Genomic DNA, 21762 nt, shown 5'->3' with positions numbered 1-21762 from the left:
GGGCGATCCACGGTGCTCGACTGCACCTCCGGCACCCTACCGCCCACCGTTGTCAGTGACCGTCAGTAGGATCGCAAATCACGATCGACGTCCGCCTGACACGGGGCGGCGGACGGAACACCTCGGTCCGGCAAGGGAATTGGTGCGAAGTGAGTCACATCGTCGTGAAGCGCCCGCCTCGGGCGCTGCCGTCCGAAGTGCCCACAGAAGAGGTGGTCCTGCAGCCTCCGCCCGAGCTGCCACGCGGGCAGCAAGAAGGCGCGATGATGCAGCTCCTGCCGATGCTCGGCATGGGCGGATCCGTCGTGTTCTTCTTCAATCCCAGCGCGCAGCCATTCATGAAGATCATGGGCATGGTGATGATCGCGTCGACGCTGGGCATGGGCATCGCGATGCTGGTGCGCTACCGGCGCGGCTCGCAGGGCCAGATGTCGGACATGCGCCGCGACTATCTGCGTTATCTGTCGCAAACCCGGCGCGACGCCACGAAGACCGCGAGGAAGCAACGCGACGCGCAGTACTACCTGCACCCCTCCCCCGAGCAGTTGTGGGCGCTCGTCGCCGAGGGGAGCCGCGTCTGGGAGCGGCGCACGGGCGACGAGGACTTCGGGCAGGTGCGCGTCGGCCTCGGCCCGCAGGGGCTCGCCACTCCGCTGGTGCCCCCGCAGACCGCGCCCGTGGACGAGTTGGAGCCGCTGACGGCGGGCGCCATGCAGCGCTTCCTCGCCGCGCACGGCACGCTCGAGGACCTGCCGATGGCGGTCTCGCTGCGGGCCTTTTACCACGTGACGGTCAGCGGTGAGCCGCAGACGGTGCGCGGCACGGCCCGCGCCCTCGTCGCCTCGCTCGCGTCGCTGCACTCCCCCCAAGACCTGGTGATTGCCGTGGTGACGGGCCGGGAGGCCGCCCCGCAGTGGGAGTGGGCCAAGTGGCTTCCGCACAGCCAGGCCGCGGGCCAGACGGACGGCGCCGGCAGCCGCCGTCTGATCACCACCGACCCGATGGAGCTGGAGGCGATGCTGACCACGCGCCTCCAGGGCCGTCCGCGCTTCCACCCCGGTGGTGCGCCCGTCCCCGAGCAGCCGCACCTCGTCGTCGTGCTCGACGGCGTGTCCCTGCCGCCGGTGTCGATGCTGGCCAGCCCCGAGGGCCTGCAGGGTGTGTCCGTCGTCGAGGTCGTTCCCGGTGACCTGACGGCGGGCCGCGGCGACCTCTCGATCGTCGTTCAGCCCCGCTCCCTGACGCTGGAGTCGGCGCATGGCATGGTCTACGAGGGCACGCCCGACCTGCTGTCGTACGAGGCCGCGGACGCGCTGGCGCGGCAGTTGGCGCCGCTGCGCATGGCCTCGGGCGGCGACGACGACGAACCGCTGCTGGCGAACCTGGACTTCACGGATCTGCTGAGCCTCGGCGACGCCGCGTCCGTGGACACCAAGCGCACGTGGCGCCCGCGCTCGCAGGCGGAGCGGCTGCGCGTGCCGATCGGCGTGGGCGAGGACGGCCGGCCCGTCATGCTCGACCTCAAGGAAGCGGCCCAGGAGGGCATGGGCCCGCACGGCCTGTGTGTCGGTGCGACGGGTTCCGGAAAGTCGGAGCTCCTGCGCACCCTCGTCCTCGGCCTCGCGGTCACGCACTCCTCCGAGACGCTGAACTTCGTACTCGCCGACTTCAAGGGCGGTGCGACGTTCGCGGGCATGGCCCAGATGCCGCACGTCGCCGCGGTCATCACCAACCTCGCTGACGACCTGACGCTCGTCGACCGCATGGGCGACTCCATCCGCGGTGAGCTCAACCGCCGCCAGGAGATGCTCCGCGACGCAGGCAACTACGCGAACATCCACGACTACGAGAAGGCGCGCGCGGCGGGCGCCCCGCTCCAGCCGATCCCGTCCCTCGTCCTGGTGATCGACGAGTTCAGCGAGCTGTTGACGGCCAAGCCCGACTTCATCGAGATGTTCGTGCAGATCGGCCGCATCGGCCGTTCGCTGGGCGTGCATCTGCTGCTCGCCTCGCAGCGCCTGGAGGAGGGCCGCCTGCGCGGCCTGGAGACGTACCTCTCCTACCGGATCGGTCTGCGGACGTTCTCTGCCGCCGAGTCCCGCGCGGCGCTGGGCGTGCCCGACGCGTACGAGCTGCCGAACGTGCCGGGTTCCGGCTTCCTGAAGTACGGCACGGACGAGATGGTCCGCTTCAAGGCGGCGTACGTGTCCGGGACGTACCGCACCGGTTCCGCGCAGGCCGCGGTGGCCGGCGGGCCGCTTCCGGTGGACCGGCGGCCGGTGCTGTTCACTGCGGCCGAGGTGCCGGTGCAGTACGTGGCCGTGCCCCAGCAGCGGCCCGAGGCCGCGACCACGACCGACGACGCGCTGTCGGACACCGTGCTCGACGTGATCGTGCGCCGCCTCGAGGCCCAGGGTCCGGCGGCCCACCAGGTGTGGCTGCCGCCCCTGGACAGCCCGCCGTCGCTCGACAGCCTCCTTCCCGGCCTCGCCGCCGTGCAGGGCCGCGGGCTCACACAGCCGGGCTACGAGGGCGCGGGGCGGCTCATCGTCCCGGCCGGCCTCGTCGACAAGCCGTACGAGCAGCGGCGCGACCCGCTGTGGTGCGACTTCTCCGGTGCGGCCGGCCATATGCAGATCCTGGGCGGCCCGCAGTCCGGCAAGTCGACGCTGCTGCGTTCGCTCATCGCGTCGTTCGCCCTGACGCACACCCCGTACGAAGTGCAGTTCTACGGGCTCGACTTCGGTGGTGGCGGTCTGTCGGCCGTCGCCGGGCTGCCGCATGTCGGCGGGGTGGCCTCGCGCCTCGACCCCGAGAAGGTGCGGCGCACGGTCGCCGAGGTCTACGGCGTGATGATGCGCCGCGAGGAGTACTTCCGCTCCTCCGGCATCGCCTCGATCGGCGACTTCCGCGCACGCAGGGCGCGCGGCGACATCTCGGTCACCGACCAGCCGTGGGGTGACGTGTTCCTCGTCATCGACGGCTGGGGCAACTTCCGTACGGACTACGAGGGCCTCGAGCCGGCGATCCTGGACATCGCCGCCCGCGGCCTGGGCTACGGCATCCACCTGGTGCTCACGGCCTCGCGGTCCATGGAGGTCAGGGCGAACATGAAGGACCACCTCATGAACCGCCTCGAGCTGCGGCTCGGCGACACGATGGACTCCGAGTTCGACCGCAAGGTCGCGGCGAACGTGCCGACGGGCGTGCCAGGCCGCGGCCAGTCGCCGCAGAAGCAGCACTTCATGGCGGCGGTCCCGCGGATCGACGGCCTGTCGTCGGACACGGACCTGGCCGAGGCCACGGCGGCGCTGACCGCCGAGGTGACCCGCCACTGGACGGCGCCGGGCGCCCCCGAAGTGCGGCTGCTTCCCCGCGAGTTCGCGGCGGACCGGCTGCCCCCGGGGAACGTGTTCCCGGACCGCGGCGTGTCCTTCGCGCTCGACGAGGACAACCTGGAGCCGGTGTTCCTCGACTTCGAGCAGGACCCGTTCTTCCTCATCTTCGGAGAGAGCGAGTCCGGCAAGTCGAACCTGCTGCGCCTGCTCATCAAGCGCCTCACCGAGCGCTACGACGGCGACTCCTGCAAGCTCTTCGTCGTCGACAACCGCCGCGCCCTGCTGGACGTGACCCCGCCCTCGCACCTGGCGGAGTACATCCCCATGTCGAACTCCATGGGGCATCACATGGACGCGCTCGCCGACCTGATGCAGCGGCGTACGCCGACGGCCGAGGTGACGGCGCAGCAGCTGCGGGACCGCAGCTGGTGGCGCGGTCCGAACGTCTTCGTGATCATCGACGACTACGACCTGGTGTCCACGTCGAGCGGTAACCCGCTCTCGGGCCTCACCGAACTGCTCCCGTTCGCACGGGACGTCGGCGTCCGCTTCATCATCGCCCGCTCCTCGGCGGGCGGCGGCCGGGCCGCGTACGAGCCGTTCATCCAGCGCATGAAGGAGCTCGGCGCCCAGGGCCTCGTCCTCGCGGGCGACCCGGGCGAGGGCGAGCTCCTCGGCGGCGTGCGGCCGCGGCCGATGCCGGCGGGCCGTGGCGTCTTCGTCTCGCGCAAGCGGGGGAAGCCGCTGGTTCAGACGGGACTCATGCCGCCCCAGCAGTGAAGTATCCATACCGTCAAAGTTCCGCAAGGCCGCTTGAACTGAATGGGTCTCTCTGCTCAGTTGGATGCGCTGCGAAGTCACCGGCCCTCCCTCGTCCACTCGGCGAGGGGGGCCGGTGACTCGCAAGCGCGTCCACTACACGGGGAAGGGGTCAGTCGATGGCCTGGGACGAGTGGGAGCAGCTCAAGGCGAACGCCCAGCAGAGGAACGCCAAGATGCAGTTGAACCAACTTGCCGATCCGGGCGGCGGCGGTGGCGGCGCGGCGACACCCGCAGCGAACTGATCGACTACCGACAGCAGCTGAACGACGCGATAGACCGCGGGATGAAGAGGAACCTCACGGTGGTGGACACCGGAAACGGCGGATTCACGGTCAGCATGAACATCCACCCCGACCGCGCCGCGAAAGGCACCACGGTTCCCGAACACACCGTGCAGGACGTCACCGACCTCCGCGACGAGGTGCAGCGGATCCTGAGCGGCGCCACGGAGAGCGACAACACGGCCGCGAGGGCGCTCAATCTCATCGTGGACCAGGCAACATACGGCTTCTCCGGGGCTGACTACGGCGACCGGGACGCGGCTGCGAAGGCCATCAAGGAAGCCGATGACCTGGCGAATCTGATGAAGAACAAGGGGGACGACATGTCTCCCGAGGAGTTCGACCGGCTCAACGCCTCCATGGCCAAGTACAAGGACGACCCTCTGTTCCAGGAGGAGTTCGCCAAGACGCTCGGCCCCAAGGGCACCCTCGACTTCTGGGCCGACCTCTCCGACCCCTCGGACGGCGGTGCTCTGCAGCGTGCCCGCCATGATCAGCTCGGCGACCTCCAGAAAAATCTCGGCATGACGCTCGCCGGCGCGACACAGTCCGACTCGGCCGACATGCAGTCCTGGAAGGACCGCATGGTCGACCTCGGGGGCCAGACGGTCCACACGAGGGGCAGCAACGTCTACGGGTTCCAGCTGATGAGCAACATCATGCGGACCGGTAACTACGACGACGACTTCATGAACAAGTACGGCAACGCGCTGGTCGCGACCGAGAAGAAGATGAAGCTCCCCGACCACTACTGGCAGGGGGCCGGCGGGCCGCCGATGCCGAAGATGAACTTCATTGGTGAGGACTTCGGCCGTGATCCGATGACGGGCTTCATGACCAGCCTCTCCAACAGCCCGGACGCCGCGACCGCGTTCTTCAACGAGACGCATCCGCAGGACAACGCTGAGTGGGGTGCTGAAGGAGCGGCCCACGTTCGACGACACCCCGCTCGACGACGGGGACGGGAATCAGTCACGGGACGCGACCGGCAAGGCTCTCCTGGCGGCCACGAGCGGCATGAATCCGAACGACCCCAACGGCCACGTACGTGGAGCACACTCCGGAGAACCGCCAGGCCCTCGACCGGTCACTCAAGTACCTCTCCGAAACCGGCGACGACTTCCCGCACGAGATGCGCGACGACATGGCGAAGGTCCTGGTGAACTACGGGGACGAAACGCACCACACGATGAGTTCCCAGGCCGACCATCCTGACGACCCCAGGCAGCTCGACCGGCACCAGCTCCTCGAAGTGACCAAGCAGATCTCCCGTGATCAGGACTCTTACGGACTGCTGAACGACGGGCTGAACCGCGAAATCGTCCACGACATCAACACCGCCCACCCGAGCGATCCCAAAGAGACGCTGCAGCGGGCCGGTGCGACCGTCGGGTTCCTGGAGGAGGCGCGCTATCAAGCGCTGGACACCGACAAGGAAGACCCGTCCTGGAAGGCGAAGTGGGCCTACCACGGCATCGGCGGCGCGGTGAACTTCATTCCGGTGGTCGGCGACGCCGCACAGCGGGGCGTCGACGCACTGACCTACCAGTGGCAAAAGGACGAGCAAGGCCGCATCGACGACGAGAATCGCCAGCAGAACGGCAAGACCTTCACGGGCCGCGAAGGCCAGCTGGAGTCTCTGGCGAAGATCTGGGCCGCGGCCAACCCCGGCCAGACCGAGAACAACTCGTACACATTGACCAACGAGATCAACGCGGCTGCCTTTGACGGCAACGCGCGGGCTCGGGGACTGGCAGGCGACCAATGAGACAGGGCGCCCTGTCCAAACCGCTGGGTGCCGCCACGATCGTCGTGATGGTGACCGCCACGGCATGCACCGGCTCATCGGGGAAGGACTACGCCGTACCCAAGGCCGCATGTGGCGTCCAGGTCGGGTCCAGCCTGCTGTCCCCTGTCCTCCCCGACGGCAAGAAGCTGACCGAACGGGACTACGACTTCGGCCCCACGCAACCGCGTTGCCAGCTGAAGGTCGACGGGGACCTCGTCGTGTATTTCTCCGGCGACGTGGTTCCGGCCGGCACCGATGTCATCGCGGTGAACGAGCGCGACATGCGAGGCCTCGGCCACCCCGCCGACGCGGACATCGGCAGGGCCGCCCGCATCGCGGACCGCGGAGCCCTGGCCGTGGACACGTGCGTGTACGGCGGGAAGCGGCAGCAGTTCGTCGCGAACATCGAGTTGAAGCAACAGGCACTCAAGGACGTGCCCAAGCGGCGCGATGCGCTCCGCTCACTTCTGAAGGCGTACCTACCTGCGGCAATGAAGGACGTGGGCTGCGGCTGAGTACGCCGAGGTCTTGGGGTGCAAGTCGTGTGACGCGCCGCGCACCCCCGGTTGCCCCAAGTAGGCTTGCCGCACGGCAGGTACGTACGTACATCGGGAAGGGGCCCCGGATCATGGCCGAGGCAGTACAGGGAGTGGAAACCAACGCCGCTGGGGAGTCCCCCGAGGACATCGCGGCACGCAAGGAGCGGGAGAAGAACGAGCTCTACGCGCTCGACATCTCCGGCGCCGAATGGCACAGCGCCCCCGGCACCGAGGACCACGAGGAACGCGTAGAGATCGCCTACCTGCCGGACGGCGCCGTGGCAATGCGGTCTTCGGTGGAACCGGAGACGGTGCTGCGGTACACGGAGGCGGAGTGGACGGCGTTCGTGCTGGGGGCTCGGGATGGGGAGTTCGACCTGGAGGACGCGCCGAAGCCGGATGCGGGGTAGAGGAGGCCTACGGCTAAAGCGGGGGCCGAGGAATCCGGGCTGCGGGGTCCGCTTTGCCGGTTCTCTGCGCGCTTGATCTCCCGCATCTCCCTACACCTCAGCGTAGGGAGATGACAGCTGAGTACCCCGCTCCTAGCCGGCGCTTTCGTAACCGACAGCGCCTGGAAGGAGACCCGCATCGTCGGTCTCGCTCGACCCGTCAATCTCCTTGAGCCGGAAGAAGACCCGTCCGTGGCTGACGGTCATGTCTGCCGACTCTGGCTCTCCGAGTGCCAACGGCGCGGAAGGCATCTCGAACAGGAGAAAGGGACGCGCTGTGCCTGTCTTCGGGTTGATACTCACGACCGCCGCTGGCGCTCGCCCGTCGTTACTTGCCCTGAATGCCAGGAGTTGGTCACCGCTCGTCTGGATGGGATACATAGGACGGCGGGCCTTGGACTTGAACTTACGCACGGGCTTCCCCGAATCCAGGTCAAAGGCAGTAATCGAGTTCGCGGGACGGTCGGTGAAGAGGTCCTCGATGGCTCCCTTTCCGCCCACGAATACCTGACGACTCCCCAGAATCACCGAGTGACAGGACTCTACAGTCCCGAAAAGTGAGCCGCCACAGTCCGTGACGTAGCGGTCAACTCCCAGCGCCATCGTCGATCTGTGCCTACCGTGCGCGTCAAGAACGATGAGGTCCGTCACTGAGTCCGCGCCTGCAGCGACAGCGATTACGGGTGGATTCGACGACACCAAGTAGGTTGCCCGGACACCCCGGGCCACCTGGTACGTCCACTCGGGCTTTCCTGTACGTCGGTCAATCTTCTGGACGCGGTATGAGGTGTCGTCACTACTGCTTCCGCAGGTCTGTAGCGCCAGCAAGTCACGTCCGCCCGCGAAACCGCTGTCGTTGCAGGCTTCCCTGCCTGGAGTCTCCCAGAGCTTCTTGCCCTGACGCAGGTCGTACGCTGCCGAGCCCGATCCCCACGCCGTCACGGCGACGCCTCGCGTCAGCGTCACATTCATATTGGTCGCGTACGCATTGTCGGAGTGGGGCAGCGTCACTTCCCACATCTTCTTGCCAGTGTCGACGTTGAATACCACGAGCAAGTTACATGCGGACTTGGCGTTTACCTTGCCTCCACGACCAGACTGAGCAACGACGGCAGTTCGGCCATCGACCGTCACATGCCGCGTCGTCGAGCAGATGGCACCGCTCAACCTGGTGCTCCAGACAGGGTCCCATTGCCTGAATCGGTACCCCGTGAGCGTGCTTCCCTGCGCCATGGCGAAAGTCTTGGCCGTAGCCCAACTGCCCGGCAGGTAGGAGCTCTCGCCCGGCTTCAGCTTCTTGTCGTTGTACTCGACTGCCATGCGGGCTTCAGGGTTGACCGGGGTCTTCCCATCAGCCTCGCTCACCTCGTCCGGGGCTTGCCGGGCCGAACTGGGCGGGTTGCTCGACTTGGCATCATTCGCCGTTGGACTTCCACCCCACACAATCCATGAGCCAACGCCGGTCACGACGATGAGTACGCCGCAGATGGACAGCCACCGCTTCACGCGCTGCTTTTTGCGATCCTCCGCTGCCCGCAGAGACTGCGTGAACGGAGAGGGCGCCGGCCCGAATGACATGAACTGCTTTCCCTTCAGCGACGAGCGCGAACCAATGCACCATGTTCTACCCGTCGCACCAATAGGACGGGGTGGACGCCTCCCGCGCGCGCCCACCCCGCATCCCATGCTCTTCGCTTTACAGGAAGAAGCTGGCGGCCTTCTTGTCGCCGCCCATGTAGTCACCGCCGGCCTGATGCACCACGTGACCGATGCTCTGCAGCGCGAGGTGGATGTCGTGGGCTTCCTTGTCCCACTTCCGCTGCTCGTCCCCGTAGGTGCTCTGCGTCTCGCCCTCCCAGTAGGCGACGGTGCCGGCGACCAACTGCTTGATCTCCTCGAGGTCGGCCTCGAGCTGCTTGGCCATGTTCCCGATTTCGGTGGCCGCGGTGTCGAGAGCGCCGTACTTGACGACCATCTCGTCGTGATTGAGACCCATGATCTACTCCATCTCCCCTGAGTTTTCCTACTACTGGCGCGCGGCTGGTTCGCTCAGTAGCTGCTGAGCGTGGACTTCGGAGCGCCGTCGTACACGTTGATGGCGTTCACCGACTGACGCACCTGGTCCTCGGAGTCGTCCTTGATCTTCCGAGTACCGGTCATCGCGTCGAGGAACTTCACGAGGATGTTGCCGATGTTCTTCATCGACTCGTTGATCTCGTACTGCTTCGTGTTGAACGCGTTGGCGCCGATGCCCTTCCAGTTGCCTTCCAGGCTGTCGATCGTCCCCTGGAGGCGGTGCACCGTGGACTTGATGTTGTCGAACTTATGGGCGATCTTGCGCTCGAGCGCAATCATCTGATCGTCTGAGAGCCGCTGTCCGTCTGCCATGTTCGGCCTTCCTCACCTGAGTTACTACTGGAACTTTCCGGATGCTGTCTCGCAGGGAACGCATCTCTCCCCGCTCGACAAACGTCGTGTCACTGCCGCTCATCCTGAGCGTCGAGCCCGCACCACCGCGAACGCCCCGCCCCCGATCACCACCACCGCAGCCGCGACTCCGAGGACGATCCACAGTTGGTCGTTGCCGTCCGAAGAAGACTTCGAAGTCGATCCTGCCGCCGCGGTCGCGCCGCCTGAAGTGGATTTCGGGGGCTGTGACGATGCTGGTACGGAAGTGGAGGCGTCGTCGCCGGTCGTGGAACCGGCAACTGACGTCTTCTCGTTGGTGATCGGATCGACGTCGGGAGCGCCCGGGCTCCCCTTGTGCGCGATCAAGTTCTGGGCGGGCCTGATCAGCCCGTAGCCGAGGTACTTGCTCGGCTTGTTCCTCGGCCAGTCACGGGCGGCCGTGTCGATCAGGACCCGGAGGACCTGGCTGGCCGTCCACTTGGGGTGCGCGGACCAGATGAGGGCGGCGGACCCGGAGGCGATGGCCGTCGCCTGGCTCGTGCCCTTGCTCTGGCAGTACTGCTTGAAGGTCGCGTCACACCAGACCGGCACGTCCACGCCCGGAGCAGCGAGGTCGATGTAGTCGCCGGACTGGGAGAACTCGCCGACCGTACCGGATGCGTCCGAGGCGCCGATTCCCACCACTTCCGGGTACGCGGCCGGGAATCCGATGAAGTTGTCCTTGTCGCCGTTGTTCCCCACGCCGGCAAACATCAGTTTGCCTTTCTTGGCGGCGTACTTGACGGCGCTCTCCATGGCGTCGTCCCCGTACTCCTGCCCGATCGACATGTTGATGATCTGGGCGTCGCTGTCGGCGGCGGCCCTGATCGCGGCCGGGACGGACAGCGTCTTCTTGCGCTCGGCCTTGTCCTTCAAGGTGGTGAGCTGCGCGCGCACAGGAATGATCCGCGCGTTGGGAGCGAGGCCCTGAAGTCCGCCGCCCGCGCCGGAACCCGCGATGAGCTCAGCCATGGTGGTGCCGTGACCGTCGTAGTCACGCGTGGCTCCGTACGATGCGGCGGCGGAGACGTCGCCCGTCAGCACCTTGCCCTTCAGGGATGAGGTCCCGGGGTTGACTCCGGAGTCGACCACCGCGACCTTGATGCCCTTGCCGGTACTCACCTTCCAAAGGCGCTCGGCGAGCATCTTGTCCAGGTACCACTGCTTGGCGTGCACGTCGTCGGCAACGGCGCTGGGGGCCAGCCCTGTGGACATGACGGCGAGAGCCCCGAGGGCCGCGCCCACCACGGACGCGCGTCTCCCGGCCCGCCCCAGGAAGGGCACGGTCCATCTGCCGCGTCGGCTGTTCCCTGACTTCATGCTGCGTACGCCCTCGCTCCTGCTTAATCGATTACTGGCGGCACATCGCGGTGCGGATTCTTCGGAAGATGCGTCTGCTCGTCGTCGACCGGGTTGTCGGGCCGCTGTACGCCATCGCTCTTTTGCTGCTCGGCACTCCGATTGCCCTCGGAACCTCGTACGAGGCCGGAACCGCCGGCGGTGAATCCGTTCCTGCCGGCGCGTGACGCGGAGTTGCGTCCCGCCGGAGTACCGGTCACGCCATCGGAGCCGCCGAGGGAACCACGCCCCGGCGCCTGGCTCCTGCCGGTGCCGTTCGTCGTGTTCGGCGCACCCACGACCCCGCGCTGGCTGATCCCGCCGGTCGAAGTACGCGAACCGGCCGCGCCCTCGCCCCCGATGACCGTGCCCTTCGAGATTCTGGGCCCTGTCTTGGCGGACGCACCGCCAGTGGTGGAGGGCTTTCCTCCTATGACGCCGCCGTTGCTCCGGCCCGCACCGGTCGGCCCCATTCCTGGGCGGCCGGCCGGCGTTCCGCCGGGCTTGGGCATACCGCCACTGACTCCACGCCCCATGGCCGACGGACGGCCGCCCTGTATACCGCCCTTGGCAGCGGCCTGGCCGGTCGAGGTGGCACGCCCGATCTGGTTGGCGGCGTTCTGCCCCAGACTCCGAGCCGTACCGGGTCCGCTGGTCCCGGCTCGTCCTTGTGCTGTCGTCGGATTCCTCGGGCCGCCACTCGTGCCGAACGTCCGTCCCACCGGACCCTTGGCCAAGGGGTTCGGAACGCCTTGCGCGAAAGGAAGCGGGACTTGAGGACCAGTTGTCGTCGGCGGTGGCGTCGGAGTAGGCGTGTTGATCACAGGGTGCGTCGTGCGCGGAGGGAGCGTGTCGACGCTGTCGAGGTCCGTGCCGATGGGTCGATCAGGCGGTGTGAGCGCCCCGTCGATCTCGATGATGGGGCGCGTGACGCCGTCGGTGCTCTCCGTGTGAGAGGTGGCCGTCGGCTCGAACTGCCTGCCTTCGACCACTGCCAGTGGGCGCTGCGTCTTGCCCGGGGTTTCCCTGGAATCGTCGATCGGGGAAGCACCACCCCCAGCCGGCCGCGGAACCCCCACATTAGGCATCGCCTCGAACGTGGGCGGCTTCAGGCCCTTAAGGGACTGCTCCGAAACCACGTAGAACGACGACAGCCTGTTCATCTGGTTGATCGCCTCTTGGCGATGGCCCTCGACCTTGGTGGCCGCGACGTATTCGTCGTTGCTGTCCATGCGGGCGACGACAGGGATGTCGTGCACCGACTTCCGGACCATCCGGGTGTCCCGCGGCGGCATCGCGCTGCGCACCGACGCCAGGCCCGTCCCGGCGGAGGTGATCTGCACTCCGGCGGCCTTCGCGTACTCCGCCAAGTCGTCCGCGTGCCCGGCCAGGCCGGCTCCCCACTTCTGGAAGGCCCTGCCCGCCTCGCCCTGCCAGTCGTCCTCGGCGGCCTTCAGGTGACCGCGGAGTTCGGTTGCCGCGTCCGAGATCGCCTTCTGCGCCTTCCAGAGGGCCTCACCGGCACTCTCGAGGTCCGCGGGGTTCGTGTGCTCGACGATGTCGAGCATGTCGTTGAGCTCGTGGTCCTCGAAGTTCGACTTCTGACCGGGAGCGCGGAGCCTGCCGAAGCCGAAGGCGTCGTGCATGACCTCGGACATCCGGTTGGTCAAGTCGGTCACACCGACCTGCAGATCGCTCTGCTGCTGGCCGGTCAGCTCGTCGTAGTCGTCTTTCACGGAGTCGTCTTTGCCGGTCACAGGCCGTACCCCCCACCCGCGTGCTTCTTGTCGTTGCGCTGCGGCGCGGGCTTGCCGGCCTTCTCGCGCTCCGCGGCCTGCTCGTCGTGCTCGATCTTGGCCTGGATGGCCCAGAAGCGTCGCCGCTGGTCGTCCTCGAGGTTGTCGTAGCCGACCTCCGCGCCGTGCGCGGCGATGCCCATCGCCTCGATCTGCAGGCTGAGCGTCTTCGACAGGGAGGTGAGGCGCTCGTGGACGACGTTGTACTGCTGGTACAGGCCGTCGGCTTCGGGGAACGACGTCCCCGCGCCCCGCAACGACGTCGGCTGGATGCGCTGGTTGCCCACCTTGGAAGGAGACCCGTCGGAGCCTTCGAATTCGGTGAGGAGCGTGTCGACGCGCTGCTTGAACGACTTGAGAACTCCCGCGCCGACCTTCAGGTCGGCGGCCGTCGCCGCAGAGATACCGCCCGTTCCCATCTCAGCAGGAAGCACGACGCGTCCCCTTCCCCGTTCCCCGTCAGTCCATCAGCTCGCGCCGCCCGCAGCGCGGTGGCGCGAGGGTCCCTCATCGCGCCTTTACCACTGTAGTCACGCCGTACGACGGAACCAACCGACCTATGTGCTAGGTCAGTTACGAAACGCGCTCCTCGTACGGGGCTTACGGGTGCAAACTACCCATCCCGCCCCTCGGCGGCGTCAGGCAGGTCGACGGGGCGGGCAGGACCGCTCGGCAAGCCCAGGTCAGCTCGCGGGGGACGCGGTGTCGTCGGCCTTGATGTCGAAGTTGATGCTGCTGCCCTGGACCGAAGAAACCTTGACCGTCACGCCCAGCTTGCTGCCCTCGCTCGCTGTCAGCGTGCAGCGGCCGGTGATGCCGACCTTCCCGACAAGACCTCGGGGCACGTGACGTCCGGCTTCGGCCGACTCGTGGTGGCGGCGAGCTTTTCGGCGACCGTGTCGGCCAGCTTGGCCTTGGACAGCTTCGGGTCGGACTTCCCCACGCTCACCGACCCCGAGCAGCCGACGAGCAGCGCATTTCTCCGAAAGCCGGGCCGCTCGGAGCACTGCACGAATCCCCCTCGCCACCCACAAACGATCTTCACGGTTGCTGTCGCAGGTGGCGGTCACGAGGCCCGCCACGGTTCTCGGGTGCACACAGAGACCGCAATAATCACGGACCATGGAACTGCTGATTAAGATCTTGGTCAACGTCTTGGTGGCCGCATTCATCGGGGCAGTGATCAGGCTCGCCATCAGGTCGGTCAGCCGCAGCACCCGAGAGGACGAGCGACTCCGGAGAGACTGGGCGGACTTCGTCGAGGCCGCCCCCGCACGCGGCTGGACCTACGAGCGTCGTGCGCCCGGGCGCGCCACCGAGTACTGCGGCGTGGGCCCGATGCCGGGCAAGGGCTCGAACCTGACCGCGTGGCACTACACCACAGGGGAGTTCCGCGGACGCTCCTTCAAGTGCTTCGAGTACCGCTACACGAATCCCCTGGACGCCACCACTGAGGGCGGCAACAGGAAGATCTCATACGAGTCGGTGTTTCTCGTCTCGGCGCCCGGCTCGGGGGCGTACATGCATATCGGGCGGCCGGGCACGTTCGACCGGGTGCTCGGGCGAGGGCCCAGGAAACTGCTCGACGTTCCGGAGTTCGACGAGAAGTTCCGAGTCGACAGGCGTGACGAGGATTTCGTCCGGAACGTCCTGACCGACGATGTACGCGCCTTTCTGCTCTCGGATCCACGCGGCGAGAAGAGCCCGCTCCGCGTACGCGACGACGAGCTGTTCACCTGGTACACCGGCACCTTGACGCCGCAGAACATCGAGGACCGGTTGAACTACCTGTGCGACGTACTCGACCGGATTCCCGGGAATGCGTGGGCATCCGCCTGAGCAGGCACAGGCATCCCCACTCCCGCAAAGTCCACAACATCTTCACGTCCGCGCGCGATTCGACGTCGGTCCGAGTGGTGGCTCCCTGTGGCCGAGTTGCTAACTTAACCGGACGGCTGCCGTCCATCGGTGCCGACTGACGCGCACACGGGGGAAGGAGCTCACTCATGGCGTGGGACGAGTGGGAGCAACTGAAGACCGAGGCCGCGGAGCGTCAGTCGACGCACATGCAGCTGAACCGGCTTCCGGACGACGAGGGCGGCGGCAACGCCACCCCCTCCCAGTACGGAGACCTCGCGGTCGGGCACAGCGACCTCGAGAAGGTGGGTTCGGACGCCCACAAGCTGTACAGCCAGATGTGGGACAAGGCCCGGGTGGCCGTTCCGAGCAGTGACTCCGCCGCCACGGACCTCACGAAGCAGGGCTTCGCGCTGGGCGGGGGCCTGCAGACGGTCTCGAACCGGTGGGAGGAGCAGCTCAAGTCACTGATGGACGCCACCGCTCAGATCTCCAACCACATGCACGTCACGAAGAAGCTCCACGCGGGTGACGACGGCTACATCGAGCGCCTGATGAGCAGCATCGACACGCTGGACGCCGGCTTCGACGAGCGCGTGGGTGAGCCCGGCAAGAAGAATCCGGTGTACGGCGCCCCGAAAGACAAGAAGGACGACTGATGCATTTCGAGGCGCTCCTCCACGCCAACTTCAAGCTGCTCGACGACGCCGTCGAGGACTGGTCCACGATGGTCAAGAACCTCGACGCGCTGGCCAAGGAAGCCCGTGACGGTATGAAGGCGTCGGCGGCCAAAGCCGTCTGGGCCGGCGCGAATGCCACCGTCTCGAAAGAATTCATCGGTAAGACGGTCGGTGAATTCGACGATGCCCACACCCAGGCGAAGTCGATCTACGACATTCTCCGGGACACCGCGGGCGAACTCAGGACGTACCACGGCAACCTCAAGACGGCGATAGACAACGCGAGCAACCGGGACATCAGCGTCACGGCGTCAGGCGACGGCGGCTTCACCGTCCGCGCCAAGGACGACGCCAAGGACCCCAAGCCGACAGACGGTGACATCACGGGGGTACGCGACGGGATCCAGAAGATCATCGACGGGGCGAGCGAGAGCGACAACTCCGCCAACACCGTTCTGACGATGCTCGTCAACCAGACCACCATGGGCTTCTCGGACGCCGACTACGGGGACCGCGACTCCGCGGCCGCCGCCGTCAAGGAAGCGGACGAGCTGGCGAAGCTCGCGAAGAAGGACCCGAAGGACCTGTCGATCGAGGAGTTCGACCGGCTCAACGCCGGGCTCAAGAAGTACGCCAACGACGAGCTGTTCTCCGAGCGGTTCGCCACCGACATCGGCCCGCAGAAGCTGCTGGAGTTCTGGACCGGCATCAACGACCCGGCGCGCGGCAACTACGAGCTGGGCCACGAGCGGCTCGACCAGTTCGACGACCTGCAGCGCAATCTCGGTCTGACCCTGGCCCACGCGACGCAGAGCGACTCGACCGCGATGTACGAGTGGAAGCGCAACATGATCGACATCGGCGACAAGCCGCTGTACGGCGATCGTGGCGGCCCGATGGGCTTCCAGGTCATGAGCAACCTCATGCGGACCGGCGACTACGACGACCGGTTCCTCGAGGACTACGGCACCAAGCTCATGGAGACCGAGCGCAAGCTCACCGGTGACGGCGAGCATCGCAACATGGCCTGGCAGCACATGGGCATGGACCCATGGCTCAACCGGATCGGCGACGACAGCGGTTCCGACCCGCTGACGGGCTATCTGAAGGGCCTGTCGAACAGCCCGGACGCGGCGACCTCGTTCTTCAACGAGGAGTACACGCCGAAGGACGGCGACAAGGCGGCGGCCAGCAACTTCAAGTACCTCTTCGAGGACCGGGAGTGGCCGCAGGAGACGAACTCCCATGGCGACGAGGACAACACCGGCCGCAACAACCTCGCGCTCGCGCTCGAGGCGGGGACGACCGGGCACCCGGCGGGCGAGCTGCCCACGGCGGACACGCCCGCGCACACTCCCGAGCAGGCGTCGCTGATGCGGGATCTCGTCAACTCCATCTCCGAGGACCCGGGGCGTCTCAAGGACCACTCCTACATGTCGGACAGCATCGGGCAGATCGGGTCCGAGTACCTGCCCGACATCCACCGGGCCATGGCCGACGGACCGACGGTCGGCGACGGCGACAAGTCCGGCTGGAACCTGCTGTACCCGAACGACGGCGCGGACGCGAAGCTCGACCACAGCGCCGTGTCGCGCTTCCTGGTCACCGCGAGCCAGAACCCCGAGGCGTACAGCGCGCTCAGCGTCGGCGAGAAGGCGTACACCACCAACCTGATGGACTACCACCTGAACCCGGATCTCCCCGAGGGCCAGCGCTACCCGCACGACGCGCAGGAGACGATCACCAGTCTGTCGCGCAAGTCCGGGGAGTTCAGCGGCCTGCTCGCCCAGGGGCGGCAGGAGGCGGTTCTCGGCCCGGCCAACGCGAAGGACGGCGACTTCGACTACGCCGTCAGCCAGAAGAAGAACGTCATCTCGGGCATCGTCGGCACCGGCGTCGGTATCGGTACGAGCTTCATCGCCTCCCCCGTCGTCGGGGCGGCCGCGGGCGGCGCCGCCGGCACCGTGACGTCGGTGGTGATGGAGGCGTTCTTCAAGGACGACTCGGGCCAGTACCGCGCGGAAGCCGGTCATGACATCGCGACGCGGTGGGAGACGATCAAGGACTCCACCACGAACGTCAACTACGCGGCGGCCAGCGAAGCGGCCAAGGCGCACCACTCTCCCTACGCGGACAAGATCGACACCTGGGTGAGTGAAGGCACCGCAACGGGCTTCAACGACGCCAACACCGACATCCACGCGATGGCCAAGGACCTCGACACCGAGATCCCCGACTGATGTTCCGTTCACCCGAGCCACTGGAAGACGAAGACGACATGCAAGGACACGCACACGGCGGACTCCGCGGAGCACGTCTGATCCGCCTCGCACTCGGCGCGGCCCTGCTGGCCGTGTCGGTGTCCGCGTGTTCGTCGTCAGCTCCCGAGCGGGAGTACGCGACGCCCGGAGATCTGTGCGGCGCCAAGGTTTCCACGGCGGCCCTGGAGCCCCTGCTGCCGCCCGGAAAGAAGATCACCGCCCAGCCCACGTCGGGCGTCGGCGCCAAGCGCTGCCGCCTGGAGGTGGACGGAGAGGTCGCGTTCTCCAGCAGTGTGGAGAAGCGGGCGGCCGGCGCCTCGGCGCAGGACGTGGCCACGTCGGCCATCGGCGTCGAGCCCACCGACAGCGCTTCGGACGACGGGCGGTTCGTCTACTCCAAGACCGGTGCCGTCGGCCGGGTGGAGTGCCCGGCTTCCGCACGGCCGGACGGTTCGCTCTGGGTTACGGCGCGGACCACGCACCCCGCCACCGCCGCGGACATGCTCAAGGTCGTCAAGGAGTACGCCGACTCCGTTGGCCAGGGCGGGGATTGTGACGAGCGCTGACGCTCAGCACTCGCCGTTCTTCGTCGTCACCGCCAGGCGGTACGCCCGCTCGGTGAGTGTTCCCTCGCCGCCCGTGATGCCCGGCGGCGTGTAGTCGTCCTTCGGGCGGCGGGTGCGTTCGATGTGAGTGCAGAAGGCCGCGTCCGCGCCGTCCGCCTGCACCGTGAAGTACGCGTCGGTGTCGGTGTTCGTGGCGGCCGGGGAGGCGCCGATGCCTGATTCCGGTGCGCCCCCGCCGCCGTAGCGGATCACCTTGTCCTCAAGCAGGGACTCGTAGTCGTCGAAGTAGGCGGAGTCGGTGGTGAGTCCGTCGTCGCGGTACATCCAGCCGTCGAGGTCGTCCGTGGCCTGGTGTACCGCGCTGGTGAGTTCGTCGTCGCTCCAGTCCGAGTCGGCGGAGACCTTGAGCAGGTTGAACCCCTCGAACACCATGACGGCGGCCAGGACCAGGAAGATCACGCGGGCCACCACGAAGGCCGTGTCGGGGACCTCGGGGGCCGACGGGTTGAGGCTGTGGCGCCAGCCGCGTACGCGGTCCGCCTTGACGCAGGCCATCAGCAGGAGCAGGGCGGCGATGCCGAAGCTCAGCGCGATCATCGCGTTCATGCCCCGCCGGCCGCCTTCCGTCCCCGTCGCCGTGCGTCCCGTACCGCCACCGCCGCGCCACCCAGGACCGCGACGAGTACGGCGGTTCCCACGACGGTGTACGTGGCGAGGCGGGTGTCGCGCTGTTCCGCCGTCTCTCCGAAGTGGAGTTTCGCCGCCTCAGGAGCCTTCGCCCGGGTGACCCCCTCGTGGGGCGACGGGGTCTCGATCGGGTGATCCGGGTCCTCCGTGACGGCACGGAGCGGGTCGACGACGCCCCAGCCCACGAGCCGATCGTGGCCGGCCGTCGAGCGTTCCGCCGTCTGTTCGATCTGGGCGACGACCTCGGCCGCCGTCCAGTCGGGGTGCTTCGCCTTGAGGAGGGCGGCGACCCCGGCCACGTACGGGGCGGAGAAGCTGGTGCCGTTGTCCGAGCAGTGGCCACCGCCGGGAACCGTGGAGACCATGTCCACGCCCGGCGCCGCGACGCCCACGAACTCGCCCGACTGGGAGAACGAGGCGCGTTCATTGTTGCGGTCCGACGCGGCGACCGCGAGGACGCCGCGGAACGAGGCCGGGTACGTCTGCTTCACCTTGCCGTCGAGGCCGTCGTTGCCCGCCGAGGCGACGACCACGATCTTGGCGGCGAGGGCCGAGTTGACCGCCGCCTCCAGCTCCGGGGCGGGCTTGACCGCGTTCGCCGTGTCCTGGGAGATGTTGATGACCTGGGCGCCGGCCGACTTCGCGTAAAGGATGGCCTGCGCGAGGGTCTCGGCCGTGCCGTGGCCCTCCGCGTCGTTCTGCTGGATCGGGATGATCGTGGCCTCGGGCGCCAGACCGACGAAACCGGTCTTCGCGGCCGGGCGGGCGGCGATGATGCCGGCGACGCGCGTGCCGTGGCCCACGGTGTCGGTGGTGCCGTTCTCCTTGCCGCGCTCGATCTTGTTGCCGTCGTCGTCCTTGAGGCCCTTGGGCAGCAGGTTCTTGCCCTTGGACGTGTCGACGGCCCGGGTGAGCTGCGGGTTCTTGACGTCGACGCCCGTGTCGATGACGGCGACCTTGACGCCCTTGCCCTTGGTCTCGCTCCACAGGTCGTCCAGGAGGACGCGCTGGAGCGACCAGGGGCGGCCCGCGTACTTCGGGTTCTTCGGGCCGAAGGTGCACTGTTCGCCGTCGGCTGCCGCAGGGGTCGCCGGCAGGAGCGCGGTGGTCGTGACCGTCACGGTCAGCGCGCCGACAAGTGCCGCCTTACGCGTCCACTTTGTCGCGGACTTCCCCGATGCTGATGCGTACGCCATCGTGGCCCCCGGCCCTACGAGCCCTGCGGCTGGCGGGCCGCTGTCGTGGACAGGCGCGGGCCTGTGGGCAGGAACTGCGACCAGGCGACCGGGATCGGCGCCGGGTCGACCTTGTCGTAGCCGAGCCGCGTCACCGCCTGCTTGGCCTCCTGGAGCTGCGCCTTCTGCTGCTTGGGCGTGGTGCCGATGCCCGCGTCGTCGGAGCCGCTGTCGCTGTTGGACTGCATCGCGTACCGAAGGCCGGTGTCGGTGACCAGGAAGACCGGGCCCGCGCCGGTCTCGGTGCCCTGGAATTGGCGGTAGAGCTGGCCCGATCCGGCGGTGACGTAGGCGCTGGAGGAACCGGCGGGCAGGGGCGCGGGGAAGCTCTTGCCCGCCCAGGTGCTGAGGGTGGTGCGGCCGTTGCCCCTGTCGACCTTGTTCAGCACATTGCAGACGGTGTTGCGGCTGCCGGCCGTGGTCGTGGCCTCGTTGACCGTGCGCGGCTGGTACTTGGGCCAGTTGGCGGGGCCGAAGCTCTGGCCGGCGACGATGGCGCCCGGGGCCACCTTGAGGGGCTCGCCGCCCTGGGCGAGCGGCACGAGGGCGGGGCTGTACAGGAGCAGGTGGGCGGTGAAGTCGGTGATCGGGGCGACCTTGCCGGGCAGGACGACGTAGTACTGGTCCGGGGTCTTGAGGACCATGCCGACGCGGTTCGCGGAGTCGTCCAGCGTGCTGTTCGCGCCCGCGGGGGTGCCGGGCTTGGCGGGGAGCGTCGGGAAGGAGACCGGCGAGCCCTGGTGGAGGGTGTCGAGCCAGTCCCGGGAGACGCGCTCAGGCTTCTGGTCGGCGGAGGCGTTGATGTCGAGGGCGCGCAGGAGCTGTTCCTTGTCGGGGCCCTGGGCGTCGATGCGGTAGGCGGTGCCGTGCGCGTCGACGACGTACTCGGTCTTGGCCTTGTCCGGGCCGACGACGTACATCAGGTCGCCGCCGCGCAGTTTCGACTCGCGGCCCTCGGTCTTCGCCAGGTCGCGCTTCGCGAGGACGAACGCGGCCTTCTGGATGGCGCGGCCGCCGTCGCCCGGGCGCTCGCAGACGGCCCAGCGCTTGGCGGACTCCGCCTCGGAGTCCGGCGGCAGGCGGTCGGGGGCGTACGGGATGCCGATCGTGGCGCCGTGCGGGATCTTGCCGCTGTCGAGCACGTCCTCGGACACCGTCACCGGGGGGTTGTCGCTCGGATCCACGAGGAGCTTGGCCGACGCCATGTTGAGGACGGGGTGCAGCTGTTTCTTGCCGTCCGTCTTCAGGACCACGTACCGCGTCGTCGACTTGCTCGCGACGATCACGTTCTTGTGGAGATCGTCCCATTTGGGCGGCGCTGTCGGCTTGAACATCCCCCATGCCCCGAAGACCGCGAGGACGACGATGCCGACGATGACGCCCGGCAGCACCGCACGCAGCGGCTTCGGTGCCCCCTCCTCCGAACCGGAGGGTGAGGGCTGGAGGAAGGACGCGAGCGTACGACGCTTCGCGAAGGTGTAGGCGTTGAGTTCGTCCCGCCGTGATGCCATCTGTGACCGCTTCTCCCCGTGCAGCGCTCGGGGGTACCTGCGTCCCCCGCCCTCCGTTGTCAGACCCGGCCCCTACTATGCCTGTTGCGTGGTTGTGCGTGCGGGACGGGTAGGGTGCTGGGGCCTTCAAAGGCCCTGTGCGTCAGGGATTTTCGGGAGAGTTCG

General features: G+C 67.6%; 20 protein-coding genes. 10 read left to right on the top strand and 10 right to left on the bottom strand.

The annotated features are described in order from the left end of the window. The first annotated feature begins 149 nt into the window (after positions 1–149). From eccCa to ACY0PA_RS30120, 6 genes are all read left to right on the top strand, one after another. On the top strand, positions 150–4118 hold the full coding sequence (eccCa, locus tag ACY0PA_RS30145) for a type VII secretion protein EccCa (RefSeq protein ID WP_473080667.1): 3969 nt from the start codon (positions 150–152) through the stop codon (positions 4116–4118). 158 nt (positions 4119–4276) lie between these two features. After that, a complete protein-coding gene (locus ACY0PA_RS30140; protein ID WP_473086621.1) occupies positions 4277–4402 on the top strand; it encodes a hypothetical protein in 126 nt (41 codons plus the stop codon). Between the two features lie 41 nt (positions 4403–4443). Further along, on the top strand, positions 4444–5604 hold the full coding sequence (locus tag ACY0PA_RS30135) for a DUF6571 family protein (RefSeq protein WP_473080666.1): 1161 nt from the start codon (positions 4444–4446) through the stop codon (positions 5602–5604). Beyond that, entirely contained in the window at positions 5574–6209 is a 636-nt protein-coding gene (locus tag ACY0PA_RS30130) for a hypothetical protein (RefSeq protein WP_473080665.1), read from the top strand. Before ACY0PA_RS30135 ends, ACY0PA_RS30130 begins: the two co-directional genes overlap by 31 nt. Next, positions 6206–6745, top strand: a complete 540-nt coding sequence (locus ACY0PA_RS30125) for a hypothetical protein (protein ID WP_473080664.1) — start codon at positions 6206–6208, stop codon at positions 6743–6745. The genes ACY0PA_RS30130 and ACY0PA_RS30125 overlap by 4 nt, the downstream gene beginning before the upstream one ends. 113 nt (positions 6746–6858) lie before the next feature. Next, positions 6859–7179 (top strand): DUF397 domain-containing protein, encoded by a 321-nt coding sequence (locus ACY0PA_RS30120; protein WP_473080663.1) that lies wholly within the window; start codon positions 6859–6861, stop codon positions 7177–7179. 132 nt (positions 7180–7311) lie between these two features. Here ACY0PA_RS30120 and ACY0PA_RS30115 read toward each other — a convergent pair whose 3' ends face one another. From ACY0PA_RS30115 to ACY0PA_RS30085, 7 genes are all read right to left on the bottom strand, one after another. Further along, the gene (locus tag ACY0PA_RS30115; protein WP_473080662.1) at positions 7312–8724 is read right to left on the bottom strand and encodes an outer membrane protein assembly factor BamB family protein; all 1413 of its coding nucleotides are present in this window, start codon (positions 8722–8724) and stop codon (positions 7312–7314) included. A 190-nt stretch (positions 8725–8914) separates the two neighbouring features. Further along, positions 8915–9214: a WXG100 family type VII secretion target gene (locus ACY0PA_RS30110; RefSeq protein ID WP_473080661.1), complete on the bottom strand. Its 300-nt coding sequence runs from the start codon at positions 9212–9214 to the stop codon at positions 8915–8917. 53 nt (positions 9215–9267) lie between these two features. Beyond that, complete coding sequence (locus ACY0PA_RS30105) at positions 9268–9606, bottom strand: WXG100 family type VII secretion target (RefSeq protein WP_473080660.1); 339 nt, start codon at positions 9604–9606, stop codon at positions 9268–9270. Between the two features lie 99 nt (positions 9607–9705). Then, on the bottom strand, positions 9706–10986 hold the full coding sequence (locus tag ACY0PA_RS30100) for a S8 family serine peptidase (protein ID WP_473080659.1): 1281 nt from the start codon (positions 10984–10986) through the stop codon (positions 9706–9708). 23 nt (positions 10987–11009) lie between these two features. After that, positions 11010–12761 carry a hypothetical protein gene (locus ACY0PA_RS30095; protein ID WP_473080658.1) on the bottom strand — a complete coding sequence of 584 codons (1752 nt, stop codon included), beginning with the start codon at positions 12759–12761 and terminating at the stop codon, positions 11010–11012. Beyond that, positions 12758–13234 (bottom strand): hypothetical protein, encoded by a 477-nt coding sequence (locus ACY0PA_RS30090; RefSeq protein ID WP_473080657.1) that lies wholly within the window; start codon positions 13232–13234, stop codon positions 12758–12760. Before ACY0PA_RS30090 ends, ACY0PA_RS30095 begins: the two co-directional genes overlap by 4 nt. A gap of 249 nt (positions 13235–13483) precedes the next feature. After that, on the bottom strand, positions 13484–13645 hold the full coding sequence (locus ACY0PA_RS30085) for a hypothetical protein (protein ID WP_473080656.1): 162 nt from the start codon (positions 13643–13645) through the stop codon (positions 13484–13486). Positions 13646–13922: 277 nt separating this feature from the next. Between ACY0PA_RS30085 and ACY0PA_RS30080 the strand changes: the two genes are divergently transcribed. The 4 genes from ACY0PA_RS30080 to ACY0PA_RS30065 all read left to right on the top strand — a co-directional run bounded on the left by ACY0PA_RS30080 (position 13923) and on the right by ACY0PA_RS30065 (position 18164). Further along, positions 13923–14639 (top strand): hypothetical protein, encoded by a 717-nt coding sequence (locus ACY0PA_RS30080; RefSeq protein ID WP_473080655.1) that lies wholly within the window; start codon positions 13923–13925, stop codon positions 14637–14639. Positions 14640–14806: 167 nt separating this feature from the next. Next, positions 14807–15316 carry a hypothetical protein gene (locus tag ACY0PA_RS30075; RefSeq protein ID WP_473080654.1) on the top strand — a complete coding sequence of 170 codons (510 nt, stop codon included), beginning with the start codon at positions 14807–14809 and terminating at the stop codon, positions 15314–15316. Then, a complete protein-coding gene (locus ACY0PA_RS30070) occupies positions 15316–17577 on the top strand; it encodes a hypothetical protein (RefSeq protein WP_473080653.1) in 2262 nt (753 codons plus the stop codon). The genes ACY0PA_RS30075 and ACY0PA_RS30070 overlap by 1 nt, the downstream gene beginning before the upstream one ends. A 38-nt stretch (positions 17578–17615) precedes the next feature. Continuing rightward, entirely contained in the window at positions 17616–18164 is a 549-nt protein-coding gene (locus ACY0PA_RS30065) for a hypothetical protein (protein WP_473080652.1), read from the top strand. A 3-nt stretch (positions 18165–18167) separates the two neighbouring features. Here the strand turns inward: ACY0PA_RS30065 and ACY0PA_RS30060 are convergent, their stop codons facing one another. Genes ACY0PA_RS30060 through eccB form a run of 3 tightly spaced genes read right to left on the bottom strand, consistent with a single transcriptional unit; the run spans position 18168 to position 21597 of the window. Further along, positions 18168–18770: a hypothetical protein gene (locus ACY0PA_RS30060; RefSeq protein WP_473080651.1), complete on the bottom strand. Its 603-nt coding sequence runs from the start codon at positions 18768–18770 to the stop codon at positions 18168–18170. Beyond that, positions 18767–20047: a type VII secretion-associated serine protease mycosin gene (gene mycP, locus ACY0PA_RS30055; RefSeq protein WP_473080650.1), complete on the bottom strand. Its 1281-nt coding sequence runs from the start codon at positions 20045–20047 to the stop codon at positions 18767–18769. The genes ACY0PA_RS30060 and mycP overlap by 4 nt, the downstream gene beginning before the upstream one ends. Positions 20048–20061: 14 nt before the next feature. Beyond that, entirely contained in the window at positions 20062–21597 is a 1536-nt protein-coding gene (gene eccB / locus ACY0PA_RS30050; protein ID WP_473080649.1) for a type VII secretion protein EccB, read from the bottom strand. Positions 21598–21762 lie beyond the last annotated feature (165 nt).

The organism is Streptomyces sp. DS1-CR2 (genome assembly GCF_055760475.1).
This window is presented reverse-complemented; position numbering and strand designations above follow the sequence as displayed.

Bases quoted from the DNA above. Each gene is read 5' to 3' on its own strand.
- ACY0PA_RS30110 (WP_473080661.1), bottom strand. From the start codon at position 9,214: ATGGGTCTCAATCACGACGAGATGGTCGTCAAGTACGGCGCTCTCGAC.
- ACY0PA_RS30065 (WP_473080652.1), top strand. From the start codon at position 17,616: ATGCAAGGACACGCACACGGCGGACTCCGCGGAGCACGTCTGATCCGC.
- ACY0PA_RS30130 (WP_473080665.1), top strand. From the start codon at position 5,574: ATGCGCGACGACATGGCGAAGGTCCTGGTGAACTACGGGGACGAAACG.
- ACY0PA_RS30100 (WP_473080659.1), bottom strand. From the start codon at position 10,986: ATGAAGTCAGGGAACAGCCGACGCGGCAGATGGACCGTGCCCTTCCTG.
- ACY0PA_RS30105 (WP_473080660.1), bottom strand. From the start codon at position 9,606: ATGGCAGACGGACAGCGGCTCTCAGACGATCAGATGATTGCGCTCGAG.
- ACY0PA_RS30060 (WP_473080651.1), bottom strand. From the start codon at position 18,770: ATGAACGCGATGATCGCGCTGAGCTTCGGCATCGCCGCCCTGCTCCTG.
- ACY0PA_RS30080 (WP_473080655.1), top strand. From the start codon at position 13,923: ATGGAACTGCTGATTAAGATCTTGGTCAACGTCTTGGTGGCCGCATTC.
- mycP (WP_473080650.1), bottom strand. From the start codon at position 20,047: ATGGCGTACGCATCAGCATCGGGGAAGTCCGCGACAAAGTGGACGCGT.
- ACY0PA_RS30125 (WP_473080664.1), top strand. From the start codon at position 6,206: ATGAGACAGGGCGCCCTGTCCAAACCGCTGGGTGCCGCCACGATCGTC.
- eccB (WP_473080649.1), bottom strand. From the start codon at position 21,597: ATGGCATCACGGCGGGACGAACTCAACGCCTACACCTTCGCGAAGCGT.
- ACY0PA_RS30075 (WP_473080654.1), top strand. From the start codon at position 14,807: ATGGCGTGGGACGAGTGGGAGCAACTGAAGACCGAGGCCGCGGAGCGT.
- ACY0PA_RS30070 (WP_473080653.1), top strand. From the start codon at position 15,316: ATGCATTTCGAGGCGCTCCTCCACGCCAACTTCAAGCTGCTCGACGAC.
- ACY0PA_RS30120 (WP_473080663.1), top strand. From the start codon at position 6,859: ATGGCCGAGGCAGTACAGGGAGTGGAAACCAACGCCGCTGGGGAGTCC.
- ACY0PA_RS30135 (WP_473080666.1), top strand. From the start codon at position 4,444: ATGAAGAGGAACCTCACGGTGGTGGACACCGGAAACGGCGGATTCACG.
- ACY0PA_RS30140 (WP_473086621.1), top strand. From the start codon at position 4,277: ATGGCCTGGGACGAGTGGGAGCAGCTCAAGGCGAACGCCCAGCAGAGG.